This is a genomic window from Brevundimonas sp., assembly GCF_046295775.1.
Lineage (GTDB): Bacteria > Pseudomonadota > Alphaproteobacteria > Caulobacterales > Caulobacteraceae > Brevundimonas.
This window is the reverse complement of the sequence record NZ_JBKBML010000015.1, coordinates 21,756-43,381: the sequence shown is the minus strand read 5'-3', so window position 1 is coordinate 43,381 and position 21,626 is coordinate 21,756. Positions and strand designations below refer to the sequence as shown.

The 21,626-nt window shown below is 68.5% G+C and carries 21 protein-coding genes and 1 riboswitch; of the genes, 11 read left to right on the top strand and 10 right to left on the bottom strand.

Features of this window, described 5'->3' with window-relative positions:
- Nucleotides 1-23: 23 nt before the first annotated feature.
- Nucleotides 24-155: a hypothetical protein gene (locus ACK4I0_RS10145; RefSeq protein WP_409610558.1), complete on the bottom strand. Its 132-nt coding sequence runs from the start codon at nt 153-155 to the stop codon at nt 24-26.
- Between the two features lie 191 nt (nt 156-346).
- Nucleotides 347-464, top strand: a riboswitch (SAM riboswitch).
- Nucleotides 465-540: 76 nt separating this feature from the next.
- Between ACK4I0_RS10145 and ACK4I0_RS10140 the strand changes: the two genes are divergently transcribed.
- Together ACK4I0_RS10140 and metB are read left to right on the top strand one after the other, a co-directional pair.
- On the top strand, nt 541-1,572 hold the full coding sequence (locus tag ACK4I0_RS10140; RefSeq protein WP_409610556.1) for a homoserine O-succinyltransferase: 1,032 nt from the start codon (nt 541-543) through the stop codon (nt 1,570-1,572).
- Nucleotides 1,569-2,741: a cystathionine gamma-synthase gene (metB, locus tag ACK4I0_RS10135; RefSeq protein WP_409610554.1), complete on the top strand. Its 1,173-nt coding sequence runs from the start codon at nt 1,569-1,571 to the stop codon at nt 2,739-2,741. The genes ACK4I0_RS10140 and metB overlap by 4 nt, the downstream gene beginning before the upstream one ends.
- Here the strand turns inward: metB and ACK4I0_RS10130 are convergent.
- Complete coding sequence (locus tag ACK4I0_RS10130) at nt 2,738-5,488, bottom strand: PAS domain S-box protein (protein WP_409610552.1); 2,751 nt, start codon at nt 5,486-5,488, stop codon at nt 2,738-2,740. The two genes, metB and ACK4I0_RS10130, sit on opposite strands and share 4 nt — an antisense overlap.
- Nucleotides 5,489-5,673: 185 nt before the next feature.
- Between ACK4I0_RS10130 and ACK4I0_RS10125 the strand changes: the two genes are divergently transcribed.
- The 5 genes from ACK4I0_RS10125 to ACK4I0_RS10105 all read left to right on the top strand — a co-directional run bounded on the left by ACK4I0_RS10125 (nt 5,674) and on the right by ACK4I0_RS10105 (nt 10,927).
- Entirely contained in the window at nt 5,674-6,153 is a 480-nt protein-coding gene (locus tag ACK4I0_RS10125) for a Dps family protein (protein ID WP_409610550.1), read from the top strand.
- 102 nt (nt 6,154-6,255) lie between these two features.
- Nucleotides 6,256-7,431: a cell wall hydrolase gene (locus ACK4I0_RS10120; protein ID WP_409610548.1), complete on the top strand. Its 1,176-nt coding sequence runs from the start codon at nt 6,256-6,258 to the stop codon at nt 7,429-7,431.
- Between the two features lie 69 nt (nt 7,432-7,500).
- A complete protein-coding gene (locus tag ACK4I0_RS10115) occupies nt 7,501-9,444 on the top strand; it encodes a PAS domain-containing protein (protein ID WP_409610546.1) in 1,944 nt (647 codons plus the stop codon).
- A gap of 54 nt (nt 9,445-9,498) precedes the next feature.
- Entirely contained in the window at nt 9,499-9,906 is a 408-nt protein-coding gene (locus tag ACK4I0_RS10110; protein WP_409610544.1) for a response regulator, read from the top strand.
- 70 nt (nt 9,907-9,976) lie between these two features.
- Nucleotides 9,977-10,927, top strand: coding sequence for an aldo/keto reductase (locus ACK4I0_RS10105; RefSeq protein ID WP_409610542.1), 951 nt, complete (start codon nt 9,977-9,979; stop codon nt 10,925-10,927).
- 12 nt (nt 10,928-10,939) lie between these two features.
- On the opposite strand, the gene trxB is transcribed toward ACK4I0_RS10105, so the two are convergent.
- From trxB to ACK4I0_RS10090, 3 genes are read right to left on the bottom strand one after another with little or no spacing between them, the layout of a single operon-like run.
- Entirely contained in the window at nt 10,940-11,959 is a 1,020-nt protein-coding gene (gene trxB, locus ACK4I0_RS10100) for a thioredoxin-disulfide reductase (protein ID WP_409610540.1), read from the bottom strand.
- A gap of 40 nt (nt 11,960-11,999) precedes the next feature.
- Entirely contained in the window at nt 12,000-12,764 is a 765-nt protein-coding gene (locus tag ACK4I0_RS10095; protein ID WP_409610538.1) for an RNA methyltransferase, read from the bottom strand.
- 6 nt (nt 12,765-12,770) lie between these two features.
- Nucleotides 12,771-13,793, bottom strand: coding sequence for a S1/P1 Nuclease (locus tag ACK4I0_RS10090; protein WP_409610536.1), 1,023 nt, complete (start codon nt 13,791-13,793; stop codon nt 12,771-12,773).
- Between the two features lie 359 nt (nt 13,794-14,152).
- Here ACK4I0_RS10090 and ACK4I0_RS10085 point away from each other — a divergent pair, with 359 nt between their 5' ends.
- Complete coding sequence (locus tag ACK4I0_RS10085) at nt 14,153-14,725, top strand: 3D domain-containing protein (RefSeq protein WP_409610534.1); 573 nt, start codon at nt 14,153-14,155, stop codon at nt 14,723-14,725.
- A gap of 75 nt (nt 14,726-14,800) precedes the next feature.
- Here the strand turns inward: ACK4I0_RS10085 and ACK4I0_RS10080 are convergent, their stop codons facing one another.
- From ACK4I0_RS10080 to lgt, 4 genes are all read right to left on the bottom strand, one after another.
- Nucleotides 14,801-15,121, bottom strand: a complete 321-nt coding sequence (locus tag ACK4I0_RS10080; RefSeq protein ID WP_409610532.1) for an Mpo1-like protein — start codon at nt 15,119-15,121, stop codon at nt 14,801-14,803.
- Nucleotides 15,122-15,186: 65 nt separating this feature from the next.
- Nucleotides 15,187-17,166 carry a DEAD/DEAH box helicase gene (locus ACK4I0_RS10075; protein WP_409610530.1) on the bottom strand — a complete coding sequence of 660 codons (1,980 nt, stop codon included), beginning with the start codon at nt 17,164-17,166 and terminating at the stop codon, nt 15,187-15,189.
- Nucleotides 17,167-17,283: 117 nt separating this feature from the next.
- Complete coding sequence (locus ACK4I0_RS10070; protein WP_409610528.1) at nt 17,284-18,366, bottom strand: class I SAM-dependent methyltransferase; 1,083 nt, start codon at nt 18,364-18,366, stop codon at nt 17,284-17,286.
- A 4-nt stretch (nt 18,367-18,370) separates the two neighbouring features.
- A complete protein-coding gene (gene lgt, locus ACK4I0_RS10065; protein ID WP_409610526.1) occupies nt 18,371-19,240 on the bottom strand; it encodes a prolipoprotein diacylglyceryl transferase in 870 nt (289 codons plus the stop codon).
- Between the two features lie 173 nt (nt 19,241-19,413).
- On the opposite strand from lgt, the gene ACK4I0_RS10060 reads away from it, so the two are divergent.
- The 3 genes from ACK4I0_RS10060 (at nt 19,414) to ACK4I0_RS10050 (ending at nt 21,069) form a co-directional block, all read left to right on the top strand.
- A complete protein-coding gene (locus ACK4I0_RS10060; RefSeq protein WP_409610524.1) occupies nt 19,414-19,701 on the top strand; it encodes an accessory factor UbiK family protein in 288 nt (95 codons plus the stop codon).
- 76 nt (nt 19,702-19,777) lie between these two features.
- On the top strand, nt 19,778-20,281 hold the full coding sequence (locus ACK4I0_RS10055; RefSeq protein ID WP_135062136.1) for a YbjN domain-containing protein: 504 nt from the start codon (nt 19,778-19,780) through the stop codon (nt 20,279-20,281).
- A gap of 2 nt (nt 20,282-20,283) precedes the next feature.
- Nucleotides 20,284-21,069, top strand: a complete 786-nt coding sequence (locus ACK4I0_RS10050; protein ID WP_409610521.1) for a pyrroline-5-carboxylate reductase family protein — start codon at nt 20,284-20,286, stop codon at nt 21,067-21,069.
- On the opposite strand, the gene ACK4I0_RS10045 is transcribed toward ACK4I0_RS10050, so the two are convergent.
- Nucleotides 21,066-21,557, bottom strand: coding sequence for a hypothetical protein (locus ACK4I0_RS10045; protein ID WP_409610519.1), 492 nt, complete (start codon nt 21,555-21,557; stop codon nt 21,066-21,068). The genes ACK4I0_RS10050 and ACK4I0_RS10045 overlap by 4 nt on opposite strands.
- Between the last annotated feature and the right edge of the window lie 69 nt (nt 21,558-21,626).

The following is a 21,626-nucleotide window of genomic DNA, read 5'->3' as shown; positions in this document are numbered from 1 at the left end:
GCTTCGGGGCTTCGAGCCGCGCGCTAACCTGTCCCCGCCCGGAAGGGCATGGTGGTCATGGCAGTGGTGGTCATACCCAGGCCGGCGCGCGTCATCGCCGCGCCGGAAACGGCGACGGTCGAGGCGGCGGCGAAAAGGATCGAGCGTCGGATCACGCGTCGTCTCCAAGGGTGAAACTCGACCAGAGACTGCTCGCAGACCCAATCCGCCGTCAAGCCATGGGCGCAATAATTTTGCTTCTCCGGCTCCAACGGCCTTTATTGGAGCGGCCAATGACTAGATGAAGGGGCGAAAAGGGTCAGATTTTCCGCTTGACCGGCGCCGTTCGCATCCGCAACGTAAGATCAGCTCATCAAGACCGGCTGAGGGATTAGGCCCTTTGACGCCGGGGCAACCATCGGGTTCCGCCCGAAACGGTGCCAACTCCTGCGGGGGTCCTTTGCCGGATCCGCGAGAGATGAGTGGGACGTCGACGAGGCGACGCGCCCACGGTCTGTCACCGCCTGAGGCTTGGTTGAGCCGGAGACGCGGACGACGACCATGACCCTTGCCGAAGCCTATCTCGAAGACCCGCTGTGTCGGCCGCGCGCCGTCTCCGCCGCCTTGGCGGACGGCAAGGCGCGCGACATTTCCGTCGACATCCCGGCCGACTTCCGCCTGGCGTCCGGCGAGCGGCTGGCTCAGCGGCGTCTGGTCGGCCGCCTGCATGGCTGCGCCGATGCACCGCTGGTGGTGGTGGCCGGCGGCATCTCCGCCGACCGTTTCGTGCATCGCACCGAAACCAAGGGCCTGGGCTGGTGGTCGGGCGCGGTGTCCGTGCGCGGACCCGTCGATCTCAATCGACTGCGGGTTCTGGCCTTCGACTATGCGCCCGATGCCGGAGGCGACGCGCCCGTCACCATCACCACTCACGACCAGGCGCGTCTGCTGGCCCTGCTGCTCGACACCCTGGGCGAAGACCGCGTCGAGGCTTTCGTCGGCTGCTCCTACGGCGGCATGGTCGGCCTGGCTTTCGCCGAGCTGTTTCCAGACCGAGTCGGCGAGCTCGTCGTGGTGTCGGCGGCCCATCGCCCCCACCCCCAGGCCACCGCCTGGCGTGGCATCCAGCGCCGCATCCTGATGCTGGCCCAGGCCGCAGGGCGCCCGGAGGATGGCGTCGCCCTGGCGCGCGAACTGGCCATGACGACCTATCGCACGCCCGACGAACTGGCCGAGCGGTTCGAGACCTCGGCGCCGGACCGCGCCGGTCAGGCCTATCCGGTGTGCGACTATCTTCAGGCGCGCGGCCGCGCCTATCGCAACCAGACGACGCCCGGGCGCTGGCTCAGCCTGTCGGACTCCATCGACCGCCACGTCGTCACGCCCGAGGCGATCCGCACGCCCGTCAGCCTGGTGGGCTTCACCTCGGACCGGCTGGTGCCGATCGACGACATGCGCGAGCTCGCCGCGCGCCTGCCGGCCCTGTTCCGCTTCGTCGAGGCGCCGTCGCTGTACGGCCACGACGCCTTCCTGAAGGAGGACGCCCTGGTCGGCGACATCCTCCGCTCCGCGCTGAAGGAGATTTGCGCATGACCCAAGCTCTGGACCCCCGAACCGTCGCCGCCCGCACCGGCGTGGATCAGGACACGGCCCACGGCGCGGTCATGCCGCCGCTGTATCTTTCGTCCAACTATTCGTTCGCTGGCTTCGACCAGAAGCGGACCTACGACTACAGCCGCTCGGGCAATCCGACCCGCGACGTGCTGGCCGAGACCCTGTCGGGGCTGGAGGGCGGCGCCGGCGCCGTCATTACCGCGACCGGCATGGCAGCGGTGGACCTGCCGCTGTCGCTGCTGGAGCCCGGCGACCTGCTGATCGCGCCGCACGACTGTTACGGCGGCACCTGTCGCCTGCTGTGCGCACGGGCCCGGAAGGGGCATTTCGACCTCAAGTTTATCGATCAGGGCGACCCCGAAGCGCTGGAGGCGGCGCTGGCGCTGCGGCCCAAGCTGGTGCTGGTCGAGACGCCGTCTAATCCGCTGCTGCGAGTGGTGGATGTGGCCGACATCTGCCGCCGCGCGCACGCCGCGGGCGCCAAGGTGATCTGCGACAACACCTTCCTGTCGCCCGCCCTGCAGCAGCCCATCCGCCTGGGCGCGGACTTCGTGGTCCACTCCACCACCAAATACATCAACGGCCATTCCGACGTGGTCGGCGGCGCCGTGGTTTCGGCCGATCCTGCGGACCACGAGCTGCTGGCCTGGTGGGCCAATGCGACGGGCGTCACCGGCTCGCCGTTTGACGCCTATCTGACCCTGCGCGGCGTGCGGACCCTGTTCGCCCGCATCGAGCGCCAGCAGGCGACGGCGGGCCGTGTCGCCGAGATCCTGGCCGCTCACCCGGCGGTTCGCACGGTCCATTATCCGGGCTTGAAGACCCACCCCGGCCACGCGCTGGCGGCGCGCCAGCAATCGGGGCCGGGCGCCATGCTGAGTTTTGATCTGCATGGCGGCGCCGGTGCGGTCCGGACGCTGGTCGAGGCGCTGGAGATCTTCACCCTAGCGGAATCGCTGGGCGGGGTAGAAAGCCTGATCGCCCATCCCGCTACCATGACCCACGCCTCCATGACGCCCGAGCAGCGCGCCCTGGCAGGCATCGGCGACGGCCTGGTCCGGCTGTCGGTGGGTCTGGAGCACGTCGACGACCTGCTGGCCGACCTGATCCCGGCGCTCGACACCCTGAAGGTGCGCGCCGCGGCCTAGACGGCCAGAAGCCGCGCCAGGTCCTCGGCCGAGTAGGGTTTGCGCAGGAACGGCCAGGGCGCGTCAGACAGCGCCTGGTCCACGTCCTCGCCGGCATAGCCTGACGTAAGAATAATGCGCATGGCCGGGTGGGCAGCGCTCGCCGTGCGGGCCAGTTCGACGCCGGTCATGCCGCCGGGCATGACGATGTCGGTCAGCATCACATCGAAGCGACCGCGTTCCAGAAGCGCCAGCGCGGCAGGCGCGGTGTCCGCCGCCGTCACGCGCCAGCCCTGGGCTGTCAGGATGTCGGTCGCGATAGCGGCGACGCCCGCGTCGTCCTCCACCAACAGCAGGGAGCCGTCGGCCTTGGCCTCGGACGGCGACCAGGCGGGAACGGAGGCTTCTTCGGGCGTGTCGGCGCTCAGCGGCGGCAGATACAGCCGGATTTCCGTGCCGCGTCCGGGCGTCGAGCTGATCTGGACGCCGCCGCCGCTCTGGCGTGCGAAGCCATAGACCTGGCTGAGGCCCAGTCCCGTGCCCTTGCCGACCGACTTGGTGGTGAAGAAGGGTTCGAACACCCGGCCCATCACCTCGGCGCTCATGCCTGCGCCGTTGTCGGAGACGGCGACGCAGACATAGTCGCCAGCCGCCAGTTCGCGCACCTCGTCGGGCTCGACCTTGCAGCTCAACGTCTGGACCGTGATCCGGCCTGGCTTGTCGCCCAGGGCGTCGCGGGCGTTTACCACGAGGTTCAGCAGGGCGGCTTCGAACTGGGCCGGGTCGACGCTCACGCGCGCGCCGCCACGCTTCAACTTCAGCCGGAACTCGATCGCCTCGCCGACCGCGCGGCGCAGCAGTGGCTCGCCTTCGCGGATCAGGCTGTTCAGGTCCGTCGCCTCGGGGCGCAGGGCCTGACGACGTGAGAAGGCCAGCAGCTGATGGGTCAGTCGCTCGCCACGACGGGCGGCCGACAGGGCGGCTTCGCCCAGCTTCTGACGCTTGGCCGCATCGTCCGAGCGCAGGATGATGTCGAGCGCCCCGATCACCACCGTCAGCAGATTGTTGAAGTCGTGCGCCACGCCGCCAGTCAGGCGCCCGACGGCCTCCATGCGCTGCGCGTGCATCAGCTCGGCCTCAGCCTGGGCCTTTTCGACCAATGCGGCGCCGACGCGCTCTTCCAGCAGTTCGTTGATGCGCTTGAGATCCTCCTCGGCCTTCTTGGCGTCGGTGATGTCTAGGCTGGCGCCGACATAGCCCTGGAAGACCCCGGCCGCGTCGAAGCGCGGCACGCCCTCGGTGCGCAGCCAGCGCAGGCCAAGGTCGGGATGCTCGATGCGCGCCAGGGCCTCGAAGCGGTCGCGGGCCTCGAAAGCCCGCATAAAGGCGGCCTCGAACACGGTCTCATCGTCCGGATGGATCATGCGCCGCCAGGCGTCAGACAGCTGGCGGTCGGAGCGGACGTTCAGAAAGGTGCGGAACCGCTTGTTGCCGAACACCAGCTGGGCGGCGTCATCGCTCATCCAGATCAGGGCCGGGGCGCTGTCGGCGACGGTGCGGAACCGGTCTTCCGATTCCTTGAGGCGATCCTGCGCCCGGCGCGCCTCGGTGACATCGAAGGCCACGCCGACGAAGCCGATAACCTGGCCGTCGCGAAGGCGTGGTCGGGAGAAGGACCGAAGCCACCGAAACTCGCCATCATGCCGCCGGTAGCGGCCTTCCATGCTGAAGGGCTCCATCGAGGCCTCGCCGGCCAGCGATTCCTGATGGATGCGCGCCTGATCGTCGGGATGCAGAACGTCGCGCCAGTCGCGCTTCAGTGCATGGTCGTAGTCGCCGCCGTCGAAGGCGACATAGGCCTGGTTGACGAAGGCGCGGCTGCGGTCTTCCGCCGTCACCCAGATCAGGACGGGCGCGGTGTCGGCGATATCTCGGAAGCGCGTTTCGCTTTCGCGCAGGGCGGCTTCGCTGGCCTTGGCGGCGGTGATGTCCACGGCGGCGGCGATATAGCCAGTGACCGCGCCCCGCTCGTCACGCAGCGGTCGAACGCTGGTCAGCGCCCATACGATCGAGCCGTCCGGCCGGACGTAGCGCTTTTCGACCTCGCCGCCCGTGGTCAGGGCGCGGTCCAGCATGCTGAGGGTGGGTTGGACGTCGTCGGGATGGCTGACGTCAGCGGTGCGGACGCCGATCATGTTTTTGGGCGTCAGGCCAAGGATTTCGGCGAAGCGGGCGTTGGCGTCGCGCACGACCCCTTCCAGATCCAGCCGAGCGATGCCGGCCGAGGCTTGGTCGAACATGGCGCGCTGCAAGGCCGCCGCCTCAAGGGCGCGCGCCTCCGAGGCCTTTAGGTCCGTCTCGGCTTGCTCGCCGCGTTCGATCGCCCGCCGAAGCGACCCCGCCACCAGGGTGGCGAACAGGCTGACGACCACGAAGTTGAAGGTGGCGATCTCGCCCAGGCGCGGGGTCATCGATCCGGGCTGCATCCCGACCACGGCCCACCCGCCGATGAGGCAGGCAGCGGAAGCCATGACGCCCGCCAGCCGCCCGCCCGCCAGCGCCGCGACGATCACCCAGGGCAGCAGGATCATGAAGCCCGTGACTTCGGCGTAGAACAAGCCCAGCAGCCAGCGCATGAGCACGCCCGCGCCGCCGGCGGCCAGTCCGATCATCAGGGCGCGGACGACAGACGGCCGGGGCCGTCGCGCCAGCCGCGCCACGGCCGTATCTGCGGCGTCCAGGGCCTTTAGGAACGGTCCCGCGACCATGCGCTTTGTGTCGACCCCCTGACTAGTCGCCGCCAAGGGCAACGCCGGCTCGGCTGACGCGTTCCCGCGCCGTTCCCGCCCTCGGACGGGCATACAACGACCCCGCGAACTTGGCGAGGACAGCCTTGGCGAGACGAGGCCGGGCGCCTACCTGCCAAGTTCGCACAGATGCAATGGAGAGAGCCATGAACGCCAAGATCGACACCGGCCTGGACAAGACCGAGCGCGGCGATGTCGCCGAAGCCCTGACCAAGGTGCTGGCTGACAGCCAAGCGGTCTATCAGAAGACCCACGGCTATCACTGGAACGTGCGGGGTCCGTCCTTCTTCAGCGTCCATAATCTGCTGGAGCAGCAGTATCGCGACATCTGGGCCGCCCTGGACGACATCGCCGAACGGATCCGCGCCCTAGGGGTTCTGGCCCCACAGTCGGGCTCGGCCTTCGCCAATCTGACTTCGATCAAGGACGGCGATCCCGAAAAGGAGGCCGAGGACATGCTGCGCGAACTGATGAAGGACCACGAAACGGTCATCGCCACGGCGCGTGACGGCATCAAGATCGCCGACGAAGCGGGCGACGAGGCTTCGGTCGATCTGATGACCCAGCGCCTGGCCGCGCACGAGAAGTTCGCCTGGATGCTGCGTTCGACGCTTGGCGGGCGTTGATGGACGGCCGGTGAAATACCGGTAATAGGTGGCCTGAAAAGCGCCGGATTGGAGGCCTAGGCCTTCGCCCGGCGTCGTTCGGGCGTCCTGAACGGGGTTCTGATGGTCGGACGGGCCAGGCTGGAGATGAAGCGACACGCGCGGCGCCTTGGTGCGGCCGCGCCCGCGCTCGTGGCCGCCTTGGGCGTGGCCATGGCCGCCTCGTCCACGCCGCGCCCGGAGATCGACAAGACCGCCGAGGCGGCGGCCCGGATCACCCGCGGTGACCTGACGGACCGGGGCTTCGACGCCCTGACGGCGCGGCTGGATACGGCGCAGCTGGCGCTGGCCATACGCCATGATCCGACGCTGAGAACGCCTGCCCTCTATGGTCTGACACCGGGCTGGGAAAGCCTGGGCCTGGCCGGCAAGCCTTCGCTGGACCCCGGCGCCAGCGGCCTGGACGCACAGCGGATGAACGCGGCCATGCCGAACGCCAGCGGCGCGCTGCGGCCTGCGCGGCCTTTCGTGCTCAAGGCTTCGGCCGATGACCGCCGCCGCGCGCTGCGCTGCCTGACGCAGGCGGTCTATTACGAGGCGGCGCTGGAGCCCGGCCTGGGCCAGGACGCCGTGGCCCAGGTGGTGCTGAATCGCGTGCGCGACCCGAACTACGCCAATTCGGTCTGCGGGGTCGTGTTCGAGGGTGCGGAACGCACGACCGGCTGTCAGTTCAGCTTCACCTGCGACGGGTCGTTGTCGCAGGCGCCGGTGAAATGGGCCTGGGACCGGGCCCAGATCGTCGCCGAGCGCGCCCTGAACGGCCACGTGGCGGCTCATGTGGGCACCGCGACCCACTATCACGCTGACTATGTGCATCCCTGGTGGTCGCCGACGTTGGCCAAGATCACCCAGGTCGGCGCGCATATCTTCTATCGCTGGAAGGGGCTGGCCGGCGAAACCGCGTCCTTCCGCCAGGCCTACGCCGGCCGTGAGCCGGTGATCGACGAGGCGCGCTTCTCGAGGCCGCGCCTTATCCAGGCCGCGACCACGCCTGCCGACGACGCCGGCGCCGTGGAGACGGCCGGCCTGCGCCAGGTCGAGATCGACGGCCAGACTCGCGTGGTCGGGGTGGCCAGCCTGGGCGGTCGCCGACTGCCCAGCCGCGAGGAAGTGGCCGCCATCAATGAGCGGCTGAAGTCTCTCGAGACGCCGCCGTCACCCGCCGCGACGCCGCCCGCCGCGCCTCCGCCGGGTGCGGTCCCGATGGCTGTCGAGGAGGTCGGGCGGCCTTCCGCCTGACCCGCTTGCAACGACCTTGGCCTTCAAGGCATTGATGCCGGGTCTCAATCCCGAGGCACGAGACCGCGCGTGAACGAGACATCGACCCCGCCCGAGTGGACCGAAGATCAGCGCCTCGCGGCTCTGAAGGCCTATGACATCGTCGAGACGGACGCCGAGGCCGCGTTTGACGACATCACGCGCTTGATCGCCCAGATCTGCGATGCGCCCATCGCCGTCATCAGCTTCCTGGAAACCCACCGGCAGTGGTTCAAGTCCGAAGTGGGCCTGGGGGTGAACCAGACGCCGCTGGAGGTGTCGTTTTGCGCAAAGGCATTGCTTCAGAACGACAATCTGGTCGTGGCGGACGCGACCCAGGACGAGCGCTTCACATGCAATCCGCTGGTGACCGGCGACACCCACTTGCGCTTCTACGCTGGCGTTCTCCTGCGCACGGCCGAAGGCCTGCCGATTGGCACCCTGTGCGTGCTGGATCGAGAGCCGCGGCCCCAGGGGCTGACCCCGCTGCAGATGATGGCGCTCGAGACGCTGGCGGGTCAGGTCATGACCCAGCTGGAACTGCGCCGCGCCCTGGCCCAGAAGCGTCAGAGCGATGACGCCGCCCGCCGCGCCATGGCGGCGGTCCAGTCGGTCGGCGCGTGGGAGTGGGACATCGTCTCCAACCGCATCACCGCCGACGCCGCCTTCGCCCGTCTGTATGGTCTAGATCCGGCCCAGGCGGCCGCCGGCGCCCCTCTGGAAATGTTCGCCAAGGCGTTTCACCCAGATGATGCAGATCGGGTCGGGGCCGAAATTCAGGCCGCGGTGGAGAGCGGAAGCGAATTCGTCAGCGAATACCGCGTCATTCCCGCGCCGGGTGAAGTGCGCTGGGTCATGGCGCGCGGCGAGGTCTATCACAACGGCAAGGGTGAGCCCGTCTACTTCCCCGGCCTCGCGATCGACATCACAGACCGCAAGACGGTGGAGAACGAACTCGCCGAAACCGCCTCGGCCCTAGGCGAGAGCGAGGCTCGGTTCAGGGCCATCGCCGATTCCATGCCGCAGATGGTGTGGTCGACGCGCCCCGACGGTTTCCACGACTATTACAATGCGCGCTGGTACGAGTTCACCGGCATGCCGGCGGGATCGACGGACGGCGAGGGCTGGAACGACATGTTCCACCCTGAAGATCAGCCCCGCGCGTGGGCGCGGTGGAGCCAGTCGCTGGAAACCGGCGAGCCCTACGACATCGAATACAGACTGCGACATCACTCTGGCGTCTATCGCTGGACCCTGGGTCGAGCCATGCCCATCCGAAACGCCGAGGGCGAGATCACGCGGTGGTTCGGCACATGCACCGACATCGATGACCTGAAGCGGATGGAGCAGGGCAAGGAGCTGCTCAGTCAGGAGCTCAGCCACCGCATCAAGAACATCTTCGCCGTCGTTTCGGCCCTGGTCGCCCTGTCGGCCCGCCAGCACCCCGAAGCCAAGGCGTTCTCGGCCGAGCTGCGCACGCGCATCAACGCCCTGGCCCGCGCCCACGAGTTCGTTCGCCCTCACACCGAAACGTCCCGACCGACTGTCGGCACGATGACGCTGCACGCCTTCCTGGCGGATCTGTTCCGGCCCTATGAAAGCGAAGGTCAGGCCCGCGTGATCATATCGGGCGATGATGCGGTTTTCGATGATCAGGCAGCGACGTCGGTCGCTTTGCTGTTCCATGAACTCGCGACCAACGCCGCCAAGTACGGCGCGCTCAGCCGCAGCGAAGGCCGGGTCGAGCTGACGACGCGCGATGCGGGCGATCGATTCATTCTTGAATGGGCTGAAACGGGCGGACCCGTCGTGGCCGGACCGCCGATGCGTACCGGCTTCGGCTCATCACTGACCCGGCTGTCGGTCGAAAGCCAGTTGGGCGGCCGGCTGGAACAAGAGTGGCGACAGTCGGGTTTGAGAGTCTTAGCCGACCTGCCGGCGACCGCCCTGTCCCGACGTCACGCCGCCCGGCGTGCTGAATCGGGCGTGGCTTGAAACCTGCAGACTGCTGGCGCGTTCTGCGCGCGATGGAAATGAAATGACACGGGTATGACTGCGCGTATTCTGATCATCGAGGACGAAGCTCTAGTGGCCATGGAGCTGCGCTTCGTCCTGGAAGATCTGGGCTACGACATCGCCGGCGTGGCCGCTGACGCGCACACGGCGCGCAACCTCGTGCGCGAAACGGAGGTCGATCTAGCGCTGGTCGACATCCACCTGTCCGACGGCCCGACCGGCGTGGAGCTGGGCCGAGAGCTGGGACAGGACCAAGGCGTCACCGTCCTTTACATGACCGCCAACCCCGGGATGGTCCGCAACGGCGTGGCCGGAACCATCGGCGTTTTGTCAAAGCCCACGGATGAGCGGGCGGTTCAGAAGGCCGTCGATTACGCTCTTCGCCGCCGCAAGGGCGAGCCCGTCGAATACGCTCCGCCCGAGCTGCAGCTTTTCGGCTGATCGCCAAGGCGCCGCCGGTTGCGGCAGTCGGCTTGCGGCCCATCTCTCTGATCAGAGACAGGAGCCCATCATGCAGCATCGTCCCCTCGGGCCCAGCGGCCTCACCACGGCGCCTCTCATCTTCGGCGGCAATGTGTTCGGCTGGACAGCGGATCGAGACACGAGCTTCGCCTTGCTGGACGCCTTCACCGACGCCGGTTTCAACGCCATCGATACAGCGGATTCCTATTCGCGCTGGGTTCCGGGACACGATGGCGGCGAGAGCGAAACGATCATCGGCGAATGGCTGAAGGCGCGCGGGCGTCGCGACGACCTGCTGATCCTGACCAAGGTCGGCTCCGACATGGGCCAAGGCCACAACGACCTCCCAGCCGCCTGGGTCGAGCGCGCCGTCGAGGACAGTCTCCGGCGGCTGCAGACCGACGTCATCGACCTGTATCAGGCGCACTGGCCCGACCCCCGAACCCCGCAGGAAGAAACCCTGCGCGCATTCGACCGCCTGGTGCAGGCGGGCAAGGTGCGGACCATCGGCGTGTCCAACCACGACGCCGCCCAGACCGCCGAAGCCTTGGCGATCTCGCAGCGAGAAGGGCTCGCCGCCTATGCGACGCTTCAGCCCCACTACAACCTCTACAGCCGCAAGACCTTCGAAGGCGCGCTTCAGGACCTCGCCGTCGAGCGAGGTCTGGGCGTGATCAGCTACTTCAGCCTGGAGGCCGGCTTCCTGACCGGCAAGTATCAGACCGCCGATCAGGTCGCCGGCACGGCGCGCGAAGGCATGCTGAAGGACAAGTTCGACGAGCGCGGCGTGCGCATCCTCGCCACCCTCCAAGCCGTGGCCGACCGCAACGAGGCCACGCCGGCCCAAGTCTCCCTGGCCTGGCTGCTGACACGCCCGGCCGTCACCGCGCCCATCGTCAGCGCGACCTCGGTGGAGCAACTGACGGATACGCTGAAGGCGGCGTCACTGACGCTGTCCGACGACGATCTGGTCGAGCTGACCGAAGCCTCGGCAGGCTGATTCAGGCTGGGCTCACCAAGCCCCGATCTTTTCCGCCTCCTTGTGCGGGATCGGATGGTGAGCTCGCGCATGGTCTTCCTCGGCCAGGAAGCGCACGGCCTCCAGGGCGGCCATGCAGCCCATGCCGGCGGCGGTGACGGCTTGGCGATAGACGTCGTCGGTCACATCGCCGGCGGCCCAGACGCCCTCGATGGCGGTGGCGGCCGTGCCGGGCTTCACCACCAGATAGCCGCCCGCCTTCGTCTCCAGCTGCCCGGCGAACAGATCCGACGACGGGGCGTGGCCGATGGCGATGAAGATGCCGTCGGCGGACATCTCGCGCGTCTCGCCGGTCTTGACGTTCTTGATGCGCGCGCCGGTGACGTTGACGCCGCCGAACGCATTGGTCTCGCCCAGCACCTCGTCGATGGCGTGGTCCCACACCACCTCGACCTTGGGATTGGCCAGCAGGCGCTCGGACAGGATTTTTTCGGAGCGGAACTCGTCGCGGCGGTGCACGACGGTGACCTTGGAGGCGAAGTTGGTCAGGAACAGCGCCTCCTCCACGGCGGTGTTGCCGCCGCCGACCACGATCACTTCCTTGCCGCGATAGAAGAAGCCGTCGCAGGTGGCGCAGGCCGAGACGCCGAAGCCCTTGTATTTCTGCTCGCTCTCCAGCCCCAGCCACTTGGCCTGGGCGCCGGTCGAGATGATGACCGTCTCGGCCAGCATCTCGGCGCCGGAATCCAGCGTCAGCCGGAACGGCCGCTGGGTCAGATCGGCCTTGACCACGATGTCCTCTATGATCTCGGTGCCGACGTGGGCGGCCTGGGCCTTCATCTGCTCCATCAGCCAAGGGCCCTGGATGACGTCGGCGAAGCCGGGATAGTTCTCGACGTCGGTGGTGATGGTCAGCTGCCCGCCGGGTTGCAGGCCGGCGATGACCACCGGCTCCAGCAGGGCGCGGGCGGCGTAGATGGCGGCGGTCCAGCCGGCGGGGCCGGAGCCGATGATGGCGACGCGGACGGTGCGAGGTTCGGAGGGATTCGACATGGCTCTAACCTAGGTCTCAAGGGGCCGGGTTGCGACCGCTTCAATCACGCTTTTCGGCCAGTTTCGCCAGGCGTCGGCCGCGGCCCTTGGCGAGGGCGTGGACGGCGCCGCGCAGCGTGGCGACTTCCTGCTCGGTCAAGCGGGCGCGGCCCAGCATGGCGCGCAGGTTGCGCGTCATCGTCGGCTTCTTTTCGGGCGGATGGAAGAAGCCGCCCTCTTCGAGCTCGTCTTCCAGATGGCCGTACAGGCCGTGCAGCAGTTCGTTGGACGCCGGCGGTTCGGCCTCGCCGAAGCGTGGCGGCGGGGCATCCAGAATCAGGGTGCGCCACTCATAGGCGTTGATCGCCACGGCCTGCGCCAGGTTCAGCGAATGGTGGCGCGGATCGATGGGGATGGTGGTGATTCCCTGAGCCAGGGCGAGGTCCGCCGTCTCAAGCCCCGCGCGTTCGCCGCCGAACAGGATGCCGACCTTAAGACCCTGGGCGCTGTCGTCGAACAGGACGCGGGCGGCCTCGCGCGGGGTGCGGATGGGCAGGCGAAGCTCGCGGTTGCGGGCCGTGGTGGCGTGCAGGGTGGTCAGGTCGGCGATGGCCTGGGCCACCGTATCGAAGACGCGCACGCCCTCCAAAACCCAGTCGGCGCCAGAGGCGGCGGCCCAGGCCCGATCCTGGGGCCAGCCATCGCGCGGCGCGACCAGGCGCAGCTCCTCAAGCCCGAAGTTGGCCATGACGCGGGCGACCGCGCCGATGTTGTCGGCCAGCTGCGGCTTGTCGAGGATGACGACGGGGGGTGGGGGCGCGTCCAAGAGGGCTCAGTCCTCGCCGATCATGGAGGTCCAGGGATCGACGGCGCCGGCCTCGACCTCATTGACCTTGATGGCGGGCCAGCCGATCGAGACGGTGGCGCTCTCGCGCCAGCTGGCGATGATCCAGTCGCGCAGCTCCGACGCGCCGGCCGCCAGCCGCTCGTTGGCGAAGGCGGCGCCGCGCGGGTCGGCTTCGGCGAAGCCGCCGGCCTTTTCCAGACGATAGAAGGGCGTGACCGTCGCGAGCGTCGACTTCAGATAGGCCGCGGTCCGGCCGCGCAGGTCGAAGCCGTCCAGCCGCGCCGGCGTCATGCCCGCCTCGACCGTGTCCAGCCGGGCGATGCGCGAGACATAGGCGCCTTCGAACATGGCGTGGGTCTGGCGCGAAGTAGTGAAGCCTTCGGGGTTGGGAACGTCGCGGCTCCAGCCGTTGTAGTGGATGGTCGTGTGGTGCGGCTGTGAGCCGTCGCCGATGTAGTGCGACAGCACGCCGATATCGCGCACGATCAGGGCCTCGCGGCGCTCGCGGTCAGCGCGGTACCAGGCCTTCTTGCCGGGATCGGTCTCGCGCGCCTCGGCGGCGTTCAGCACGCGCCAATAGGCGAAGTCGCGCCCCAGGTTCTGCCAGGCGTCCATCATGGCATAGGGCAGGTAGCCGACGTCGTTCACGTCCAGGCCCGCCGCGATCAGGGCGGCGTCGAACTCGGACTTGAGCCGGGGCAGTTCGTCGATCGACGGGCCGGCGGCGGTCATCGAGCGGCCGTCCTCGGTCAGGTCGATGAAGTGGGCGGTGTCGCGTTCGCGGTCGTGCGGTTGGCCGGCGCCCTTCCAGCGGTCGGGTTCGCGCGACAGCTCGCCGACATCGGCGATGGCGCCGGGGGTCTTCAGAAAGGCAGGCAGATCGTCCGGCAGGGCGCGCATGGCGGCCACGCCGATCAGACGGTGGCCGGTGTTGCCCCAGGCCTCGACCTCGACCGCCGGGGCGGAAATCAGCATCAGGGCTGCGGCGGCGATCAGGACACGCTTCATGACGGGGTTCCCAGACGGAGTTCGAGGGACCGCTTAACCCATCGGACGCGAAGCCTCCATCCCTGTGGACCGCATGCGGATGCGCAGGTCGCGGGCGGTCCGCTGGCGTTTCTGCGAAACCTTGCGAATACCGTACAGTGAAGCGACAAATAAGTGATCTTAAAATAGAGCATAGACGGTTAATACTGATGTCGCGATAGCCCTATACATATCGGCCTCTTGGTGCGTGTCGGGCGCCCCTGTGGATGATTCACCGAGCCATTAAAGGGTCATCTCATTTGCCACTTTTCCGCCTAAATCGGAAACGACAAAGCCGCCGCCGGAGCGTGTCGGGACCGGTGTCTTCATGAGTCGTTTTTATGCTGGGCACGGTCGCCGCGTTCGCCATGGCTTTCGCCATGGCCCTGTCCGATCCGAGCGCCAGTGGCGCCGAGGGGGCGGGTCCCGTCAGCTATGAGGCCGTTGTCGCGGCCGAGGCGGCTGCGATTGAGGCGAATGCGACGGCCGGAGGTTCCATCGAAGCGAACCTGTCCGCGGACCAGATGGAGATGATGTCGAGCGAGCCCGACTGGCGCGCCTCGGCGCGGCTCTATCACGCCGGCGGCGGTGGAGCGACGGGCAATGACTCGCTGGGCTGCCGCCCCATCGCCATGCGCACGGTGGCGGTCGATCCCAAGGTCATCCCGCGCCGCACCCGTCTTTTCATTCGTGAAACGGTCGGCCTGCGGATGGCCGACGGCAGCATCCACGACGGCTACTGGTACGCCTCGGACACCGGCGGTGCGATCAAGGGCCAGAAGATCGACCTGTACACCGGCCACGGCCGGGGCTCGATGCAGCCGGCGATGCGGTTGAACATGCGCACTCTGACTATCCATGACGCCGGCGATTTCGACGGCTGCCCCCCGGCGTGGGAGACGGCCTCAAATTGAAGCCGCGATCTTCGTTGACAACAAAAAGGCGGCCGGAGCGATCCGGCCGCCTTTTTGCTGCGTTATGCGGGACAGTCAGAACTTTCGGCGGCCCCAGATGGTCTCGAAGAATAGGCGGAAGTCGCCCCTCAGCGACCACAGCGGATATTTGAACGTCGCCGGCCGGTTCTTCTCGAAGAAGAAGTGTCCCACCCAGGCGAAACCGTAGCCAAGGATTGGCATGGCCAGAAGCCACCACGGGTTCAGCGTCACCACGAAGGCCAGAAAGGCGATTATCACCAGGCCGGTCCCGACCACGTGGATGCGGCGGCACGTCCGGTTGGAGTGCTCGTGGATATAGTAGGGGTAGAAGGCCTCGAACGAGGCGTAGCGGCCTTCAGGATCGTGCGTCGTCATGGTTGCAAACTGCACGCGGAACGCGCTGCGGGCAAGTCACCGAACCGGGATCGGCCGATCGAACCTCAGCCGGGTTTCGCGGTCTTCTTGAACCCCGGCTTGCCGCCCGGCTTGAAGCCTGCCTTGGGCTTGAACGGCTTCTTGGCGAAGGGCTTGCCTCCGGACGGGGCCGCTTCACCGTCGCGCGCCGCATAGGGCTTCTTCTTGAACGGCGGACGAGCGTCGCCCGTCGCGGCGTCGGGCGCCCAAGGCTTCTTGGCGAAGGCGGGCTTGTCGCCGGCGCCGGTGCGTTCGTCGCGGTTGAAGGGCTTCTTGGCGTAGGGCCGCGCGGCGTCGCGGGGGCCGTCGTGACCGCCTTCGCGGTCATCGCGCTTGAACGGCTTCTTTGCGCCCTTGTAGCCGCCGCCCTGGGTCGGAGCTTCAGAGGGGGTGATGGTCACGTCGTCGCGCGGGCTGTTCTTCAGGGCGTCGCGGAATAGGCCTTCATGCGTCTTGGCGATCTCGAAACGCGTCTCGTCCGGGAAGGTCCGGATCGCGCCGATCTCCTTCTTGGTGATGTGCCCGACGCGGCAGATCAGCGGGATCAGCCACTTGGGGTCGGCGTTCTTGTTGCGGCCCACGTCCATGCGGAACCAGACGACCTGGTCGGGCTGCAGACGCTCGCCGGGCCAGGGCGTCGCGGCGAAGTCTTCGCCCCCCTCGGGACGACGCTCGCGACGCGGGGCGTGGATCTGCCCGGGGTCCAGCAGCTCCTCGGGCGCCGGCAGGTCCTTCTTCATCAGTTGGATCAGAGCGGCGGCGATCTCGTCGGGCGTGCGCTCGGCGATGAGGCGGCGCGCCATGACCATGTCCTCTTCGGACACGGGCAGGTCGAACACGGAGCCCGACATGAGGCGCTGTTCGTCCTTGGCGCGGATTTCGTCGGCGGTCGGGGCACCGGCCCAGGTCGCGTCGACCCCGGCGGAGTTCAGCAGCATCTCGGCCTTGCGGCGGCGCGTGTGCGGCACCAGCATCACGGAGATGCCCTTCTTGCCCGCCCGGCCGGTGCGGCCCGAACGGTGCAGCAGGCCGGCGCGGTTCACCGGCAGCTCGGCGTGGATCACCAGGCCCAGGTCGGGCAGGTCCAGACCGCGCGCGGCCACGTCGGTGGCGACGCAGACGCGGGCGCGCCCGTCGCGCAGCGCCTGAAGCGCGTCAGTCCGCTCGCGCTGGCCCATCTCGCCGGACAGGGCCACCGACGAGAAGCCGCGCTCAAGCAGGGACGACTGCAGGTGACGCACCGAGTCCCGCGTCGAGCAGAACACCAGGGCGCCAGGCGCCTCGAAGAAGCGCAGGACGTTGACCACCGCGTGCTCGATCTCGTTCGGCGCGATGCGCATGGCGCGATATTCGATGTCGCCGTGCGGCTGGCTCTTGTCGGTGGTGTCGATGCGCACGGCGTCGCGTTGATAGCGCTTGGCCAGGGTGACGATGTCGCGCGCCAAGGTGGCCGAGAACAGCAGGGTGCGGCGCTCGGGCGGCGACTGTTCGAGGATGTATTCCAAGTCCTCGCGGAAGCCCATGTCGAGCATCTCGTCGGCCTCGTCGAGCACCAGCACCTTGAGCGCCGACAGGTCGAGGTTGCCGCGGTCGATGTGGTCCTTCAGGCGGCCGGGCGTGCCGACGACGATGTGGATGCCGAAGTTCAGGGCGCGCGCTTCCTTGCGGGCGTCCATACCGCCGACGCAGGTGGTGATCTTGGCGCCAGACTGGCCGTACAGCCATTCCAGCTCGGCCGAGACCTGCAGCGCCAATTCGCGCGTGGGGGCGATGGCCAGCATCAGCGGCGCGTCGGCCGCGGGGAATTTCTCGGCCTCGACCAGCAAGGTCGAAGCGGCGGCCAGGCCGAAGGCCACCGTCTTGCCCGAACCGGTCTGGGCCGAGACCAGCATGTCGGCTTCGCCGTGCTCGACCTGGAGAACGGCGGCCTGGACCGGCGTCGGCTCGGCGTAGCCCTTGGCGGAAAGCGCGCGGTCGAGCGCGGGGTGGACGGCGGGGAAGGGCATGCAGAACCTGACAGGACGAACGAAGGCGGCCGAAACGACCGCGCCCGGCCGAGGACAGACCTCGGGCCGGGCGAAGGACGCGGGCCTTATACACGGATAAAGGCGGCTGTGGGGCGTTCAGTCGAAACCAGGCAGGGCCAGGCGGCTGGGGTGAAAGACGGCGGCGGCCTTGAACAGGTCGCCCATCTGGTCCGGCGCGGTCAGGCGCTCGACCTGGCGAGCCAGAACGGGCGCCGCCTCGGGCCGCGCGGCCGACAGGGCCTGGGCCCGCGCCTCGACGCCGAGCGCGCGCAGAAAATCGCCTTGGCCGCGACATCCAGTGACGTCGGCGCCGGCGCGCACGGCGGCCTCGAGCACCAGCGGGAAATCCGCCCACTGGGTCAGGTCAGCCTGGCCCGGCTCGGCCAGGGGGTCGACCTTGGCGTGGCGTTTAAGCGCCTGGAGGGTGTCGCCCGCTTCGGGCCGCGCACGGCCGTAGTCGATCAGCAGGGCCGCGCCGGAGGCCGCCCGCACCAGGGCCCCCAGGTCGCGGCCGAACAGCGCCTGCTGCTCGGACAGCTCGACCAACTGGCCCGGCTCGACCTCGAACGGGGGCGGGGCGAAGCCGCCCGTCACCGCCGTCAGGCCAAACACAAGCTCGCCGTCGTCGGACACCCCTACGCGCCGTTCGGCCCAACCTCCGTCGGTGCGCACGAACTGGCGCGCCGGCAGGCAGTCCAGCACCTCGTTGGCGATCAGGATGACCGGCGCGTCGGTCTCGACCTGAGCCAGCGACCTGGCCCAGCGCGGCGCGACGTCGGCATCGGCCAGTCGCCGGGCCTGGGCCTCGCGCAGTGGCGGCGACGGTTCGATCAGCACCAGGTCGCAGGCTTCCAGAAAGCCCGGCGCGACCCCGGCGGCCCCGGCGGCCGCGCGCAGGGCGTCGTCCATCAGCGTGCCGTCGCCGGGCCCGACCTCGACCAGGCGGAACCGCTCGGGCGCGCCCAGACGCAGCCACACCTCGACAGCCCACAGGCCGATCAACTCGCCGAACATCTGGCTGATCAGGGGTGCGGTGATGAAGTCGCCGCCCGGCCCCAGCGCGGGCCGCGTGGCGTAATAGCCGTCTCGGGGATCGTGCAGGCAGCGCGTGACGTAGTCGGCCACCGTCATCGGCCCCGTCAGCGCGATCTCGCGCGCCAGCCGCGCCTTCAGACCCATCGGATCAGTCGGCGGCCAAAGGCCGGCTGCGCGCCCGCCAGATCAGCCAGGCGCCGACCAGGATCATCGGGATCGACAGCATCATGCCCATGGTCAGGCCCAGCGGCAGGTTGTCCAGGCCGGCGTCGGGCTGACGCACCGTCTCCAGCAGCGCGCGCGACAGGCCGTAGCCGACCAGGAAGACGCCGGTGATCAGGCCCGGACGGGCCAAGGCCTTGCCCTTCCAGATCATGAACGACAGCACCGCCAGCAGCAGCAGGCCCTCCAGCCCGGCCTCATACAACTGGCTGGGGTGACGCGGCACGTCGCCGGCGGGGCAGAAGCCGTACATCTCGCGGATGCGGTCGTTGCAGAAGCGAATGGCCCACGGAACCGTCGTCTCACGGCCCCACAGTTCGCCGTTGATGAAGTTGGCGATTCGGCCGAACAGCAGGCCGATCGGCACCACCGGCGCGATCAGGTCGCCGACCTTGAGCATCGGCAGGCCGTTCTTTCGCGCGAAGATGACGATGGCTGCGACCACGCCCAGGAAGCCGCCGTGGAAGCTCATGCCGCCGGTCCAAAGCTGCAGAAGCTCGAACCGCTGCCCCAAGGTCTCGCCGGTGAATAGCTGGGCGAACATCTGGGGCTGATAGAACAGGGCGTAACCCAGGCGGCCGCCCAGGATGATGCCGATCGCGATCCACAGCGCCAGATCGTCCAGCTGCACCGGCGTCATCGGCGGGCGGCCCGGAAGCCACAGGCGCTCGGTCTTGACCAGGCGGGCGGCGTACCACCAGCCCAGGACGATGCCGCCGACATAGGCCAGAGCATACCAGCGGATCGGCAAGGGACCGATCGAGATCAGGACCGGGTCGAATTCGGGAAAGGGCACGGGCGCTCCGCTGGCGGTGATCGCTGAGCGGAACCTTTAGCAAGCGTCGCCGGCCTCGTCGCGGGGGTTTTGCACGGTCGCGACACATCCGCGGCATGGACGGTAAGGTTTCGTTCACCATATCCGTCAGACCCTTGTTAACGGAATCGGCGTCGCCGAATCGGAGCCCTCCCATGCAGACCCGCAACCCCATCCTCGACGAGTTCGCCAAGCTGACCACCGGCGCCATGGGCCTGGCTCAGGCCGCGGGCGACGAGGCCAAGGCCGCCTTTCGCGCGCAGAGCGACCGGTTCGTGGCCGAGATGGATCTGGTCCGGCGCGACGAATTCGATGTCCTGAAGGCCGAGATCGCCGCGCTGCGGGCCGAAGTCGCCACGCTGAAGGCGGCCGAAAAGCCCAAGAAAAAGCCTGAGACGGGAACGTCCACAGGCGCGGTTCCCCCTGCGGACGCAGCCGGTTGAGCCCGAGACCCGAACACCCTTACCGTCTGCTTAACCGTTCGTGAGTCGGGCGGTCCTTTAGTCAGGATTTTAATGCATGGACGCCGCCAGGCCTGAAGAGCTCGAGGCGCCGATGGACCCGCTCGATGTCGTCGAGCACGTCCTGACGGCCGAGAACCTGCCCTTCGACCGCACCGACGACGGCGACCTGGCCTTCGCCCTGGCCGGCGACTGGAAGGACTACGAGCTGTGGTTCGCCTGGCGACCCGAAGGCGACTGCCTCCAGCTGTGCTGCGCCCTGGACCTGCGCGCACCCAAGAGCCGGCGCGGCGCGGCCTATGAACTGGTCGGCCTGATCAATCAAAAGGCCTGGATGGGCCATTTCGAGGTCTGGGCCGAGGACGGCGAGATCGTCTTTCGCCACGCCCTGGCCCTGCCGCACGGCGAGCGGCCGACGCTGGCCCAGGCCGCGTCCATGATCGACGCGGCCATCGAGGCGGCGGACCGCTACTATCCGGCCTTCGACTTCATGATCCGCGGCTCCAAGAAGCCCCAGGACGCGATCGCCGCCTGCCTGTTCGAGACCGTCGGCACGGCGTGAGCGTGGGCCGACCCGTCATTCTGCTGGGCCACGGCCGGCTGGGCTCGGCCATCGTCGAGGGCTGGCTGTCGACCCACACCCTTCGCCCCGCCGATCTGATCATTCTGGCGCGCAGCGACAGCCCCGCCTTGAGAGCCCTGGCGGCGCGCGGCGTGCGCGTGAACCCTGACCCCGCCGACCTGCCGGCCGACGCCGTCTGGGTTCTGGCCGTCAAGCCGAAGGTGTGGCGCGAAGCCGTCGAGCCCTGGCGCGCCCATGTCGGACCGCAAGCCGTGGTGCTGTCGGTCATGGCCGGCGTGTCCCTGAGCCAGACCGCCGAGCCGTTCGAAGCGCCCGTGGTGCGGGTCATGCCGACGACCGGCGTGGCGCAGGGTCGAGGGATCGCCTCGGCCTGGGCCGAGGACGAGCGCGGCTGGGCTGCGGCGCGCGCCCTGTTCCGACCGATCGCCGATCTGGTCGAACTGTCGGGCGAGGACCGGATGGACGCCGCCACCGCCGTGGCCGGGTGCGGCCCGGCCTATGTGCTGGCGCTAGCGCAATCAATGGCGCGGGCGGGAGAAGCGCAGGGCCTGACGGCTGAGGACGCCGACCGCCTGGCCCGCGGCGCCCTGCGCTCGGCCGCCGCCGTGCTGGACGGCGAGGGGTCGCTGGACGAGATGATCGGCCGCATCGCCTCGCCCGGGGGCGTCACAGAAGCCGGACTGAGGGTGCTGGCCGCGGATGGCGCGCTCGACGACCTGGCCGCGCGAACGACCCAGGCCGCCGTCGACAAGGCGCGCGCGGTCTAGCGCGTGACGTAACGCCCGGCCGCCAGGTTGGACGCCAAACGGGAGAAGGCGCGGTCGGCGTCGGTCCAGGTGCTGTAGCCCACCACGTCGGCCAAGGTCGTGGAGTACCAGTCGTACCGAATGGGCTGGACCCGGCCGTCCGCCAGCGTCGCCTGGCCTTCGATGGTCGCGCCGCCGATAGACCGGCTGCGTATCGCGTCCAGACCCGGCTGGTCCGACAGTTGCTGGAAGGTGGGGCGGTTCGGCTTCAGGTCGGTCAGCACCAGGTCGATGCGCGCGCCGTCCAGGGCGGTGTCGTGCGCCAGGGCGCGCTCGACAAGTTGAGTCAGGCGCGCGGCCTGCTGGCTGACATCGCGTTCGCCCAGCTTGGGCGCTTCCTTCTGAAGCTTGTCGCCGAGGGCGACATTGATCTGGGCTGGCTGGGCTTGGGCGAGGGCGGCTGCGCCGAGCATGGCGGCGAATGGGGCGAGAAAGGCGAGACTGCGCATGGCGTGATGTCCTCGAGGCGTTCCCTGTCGCCTTTCAACATGGCTCCGATCGCGCCGTTTCGCCAGTCG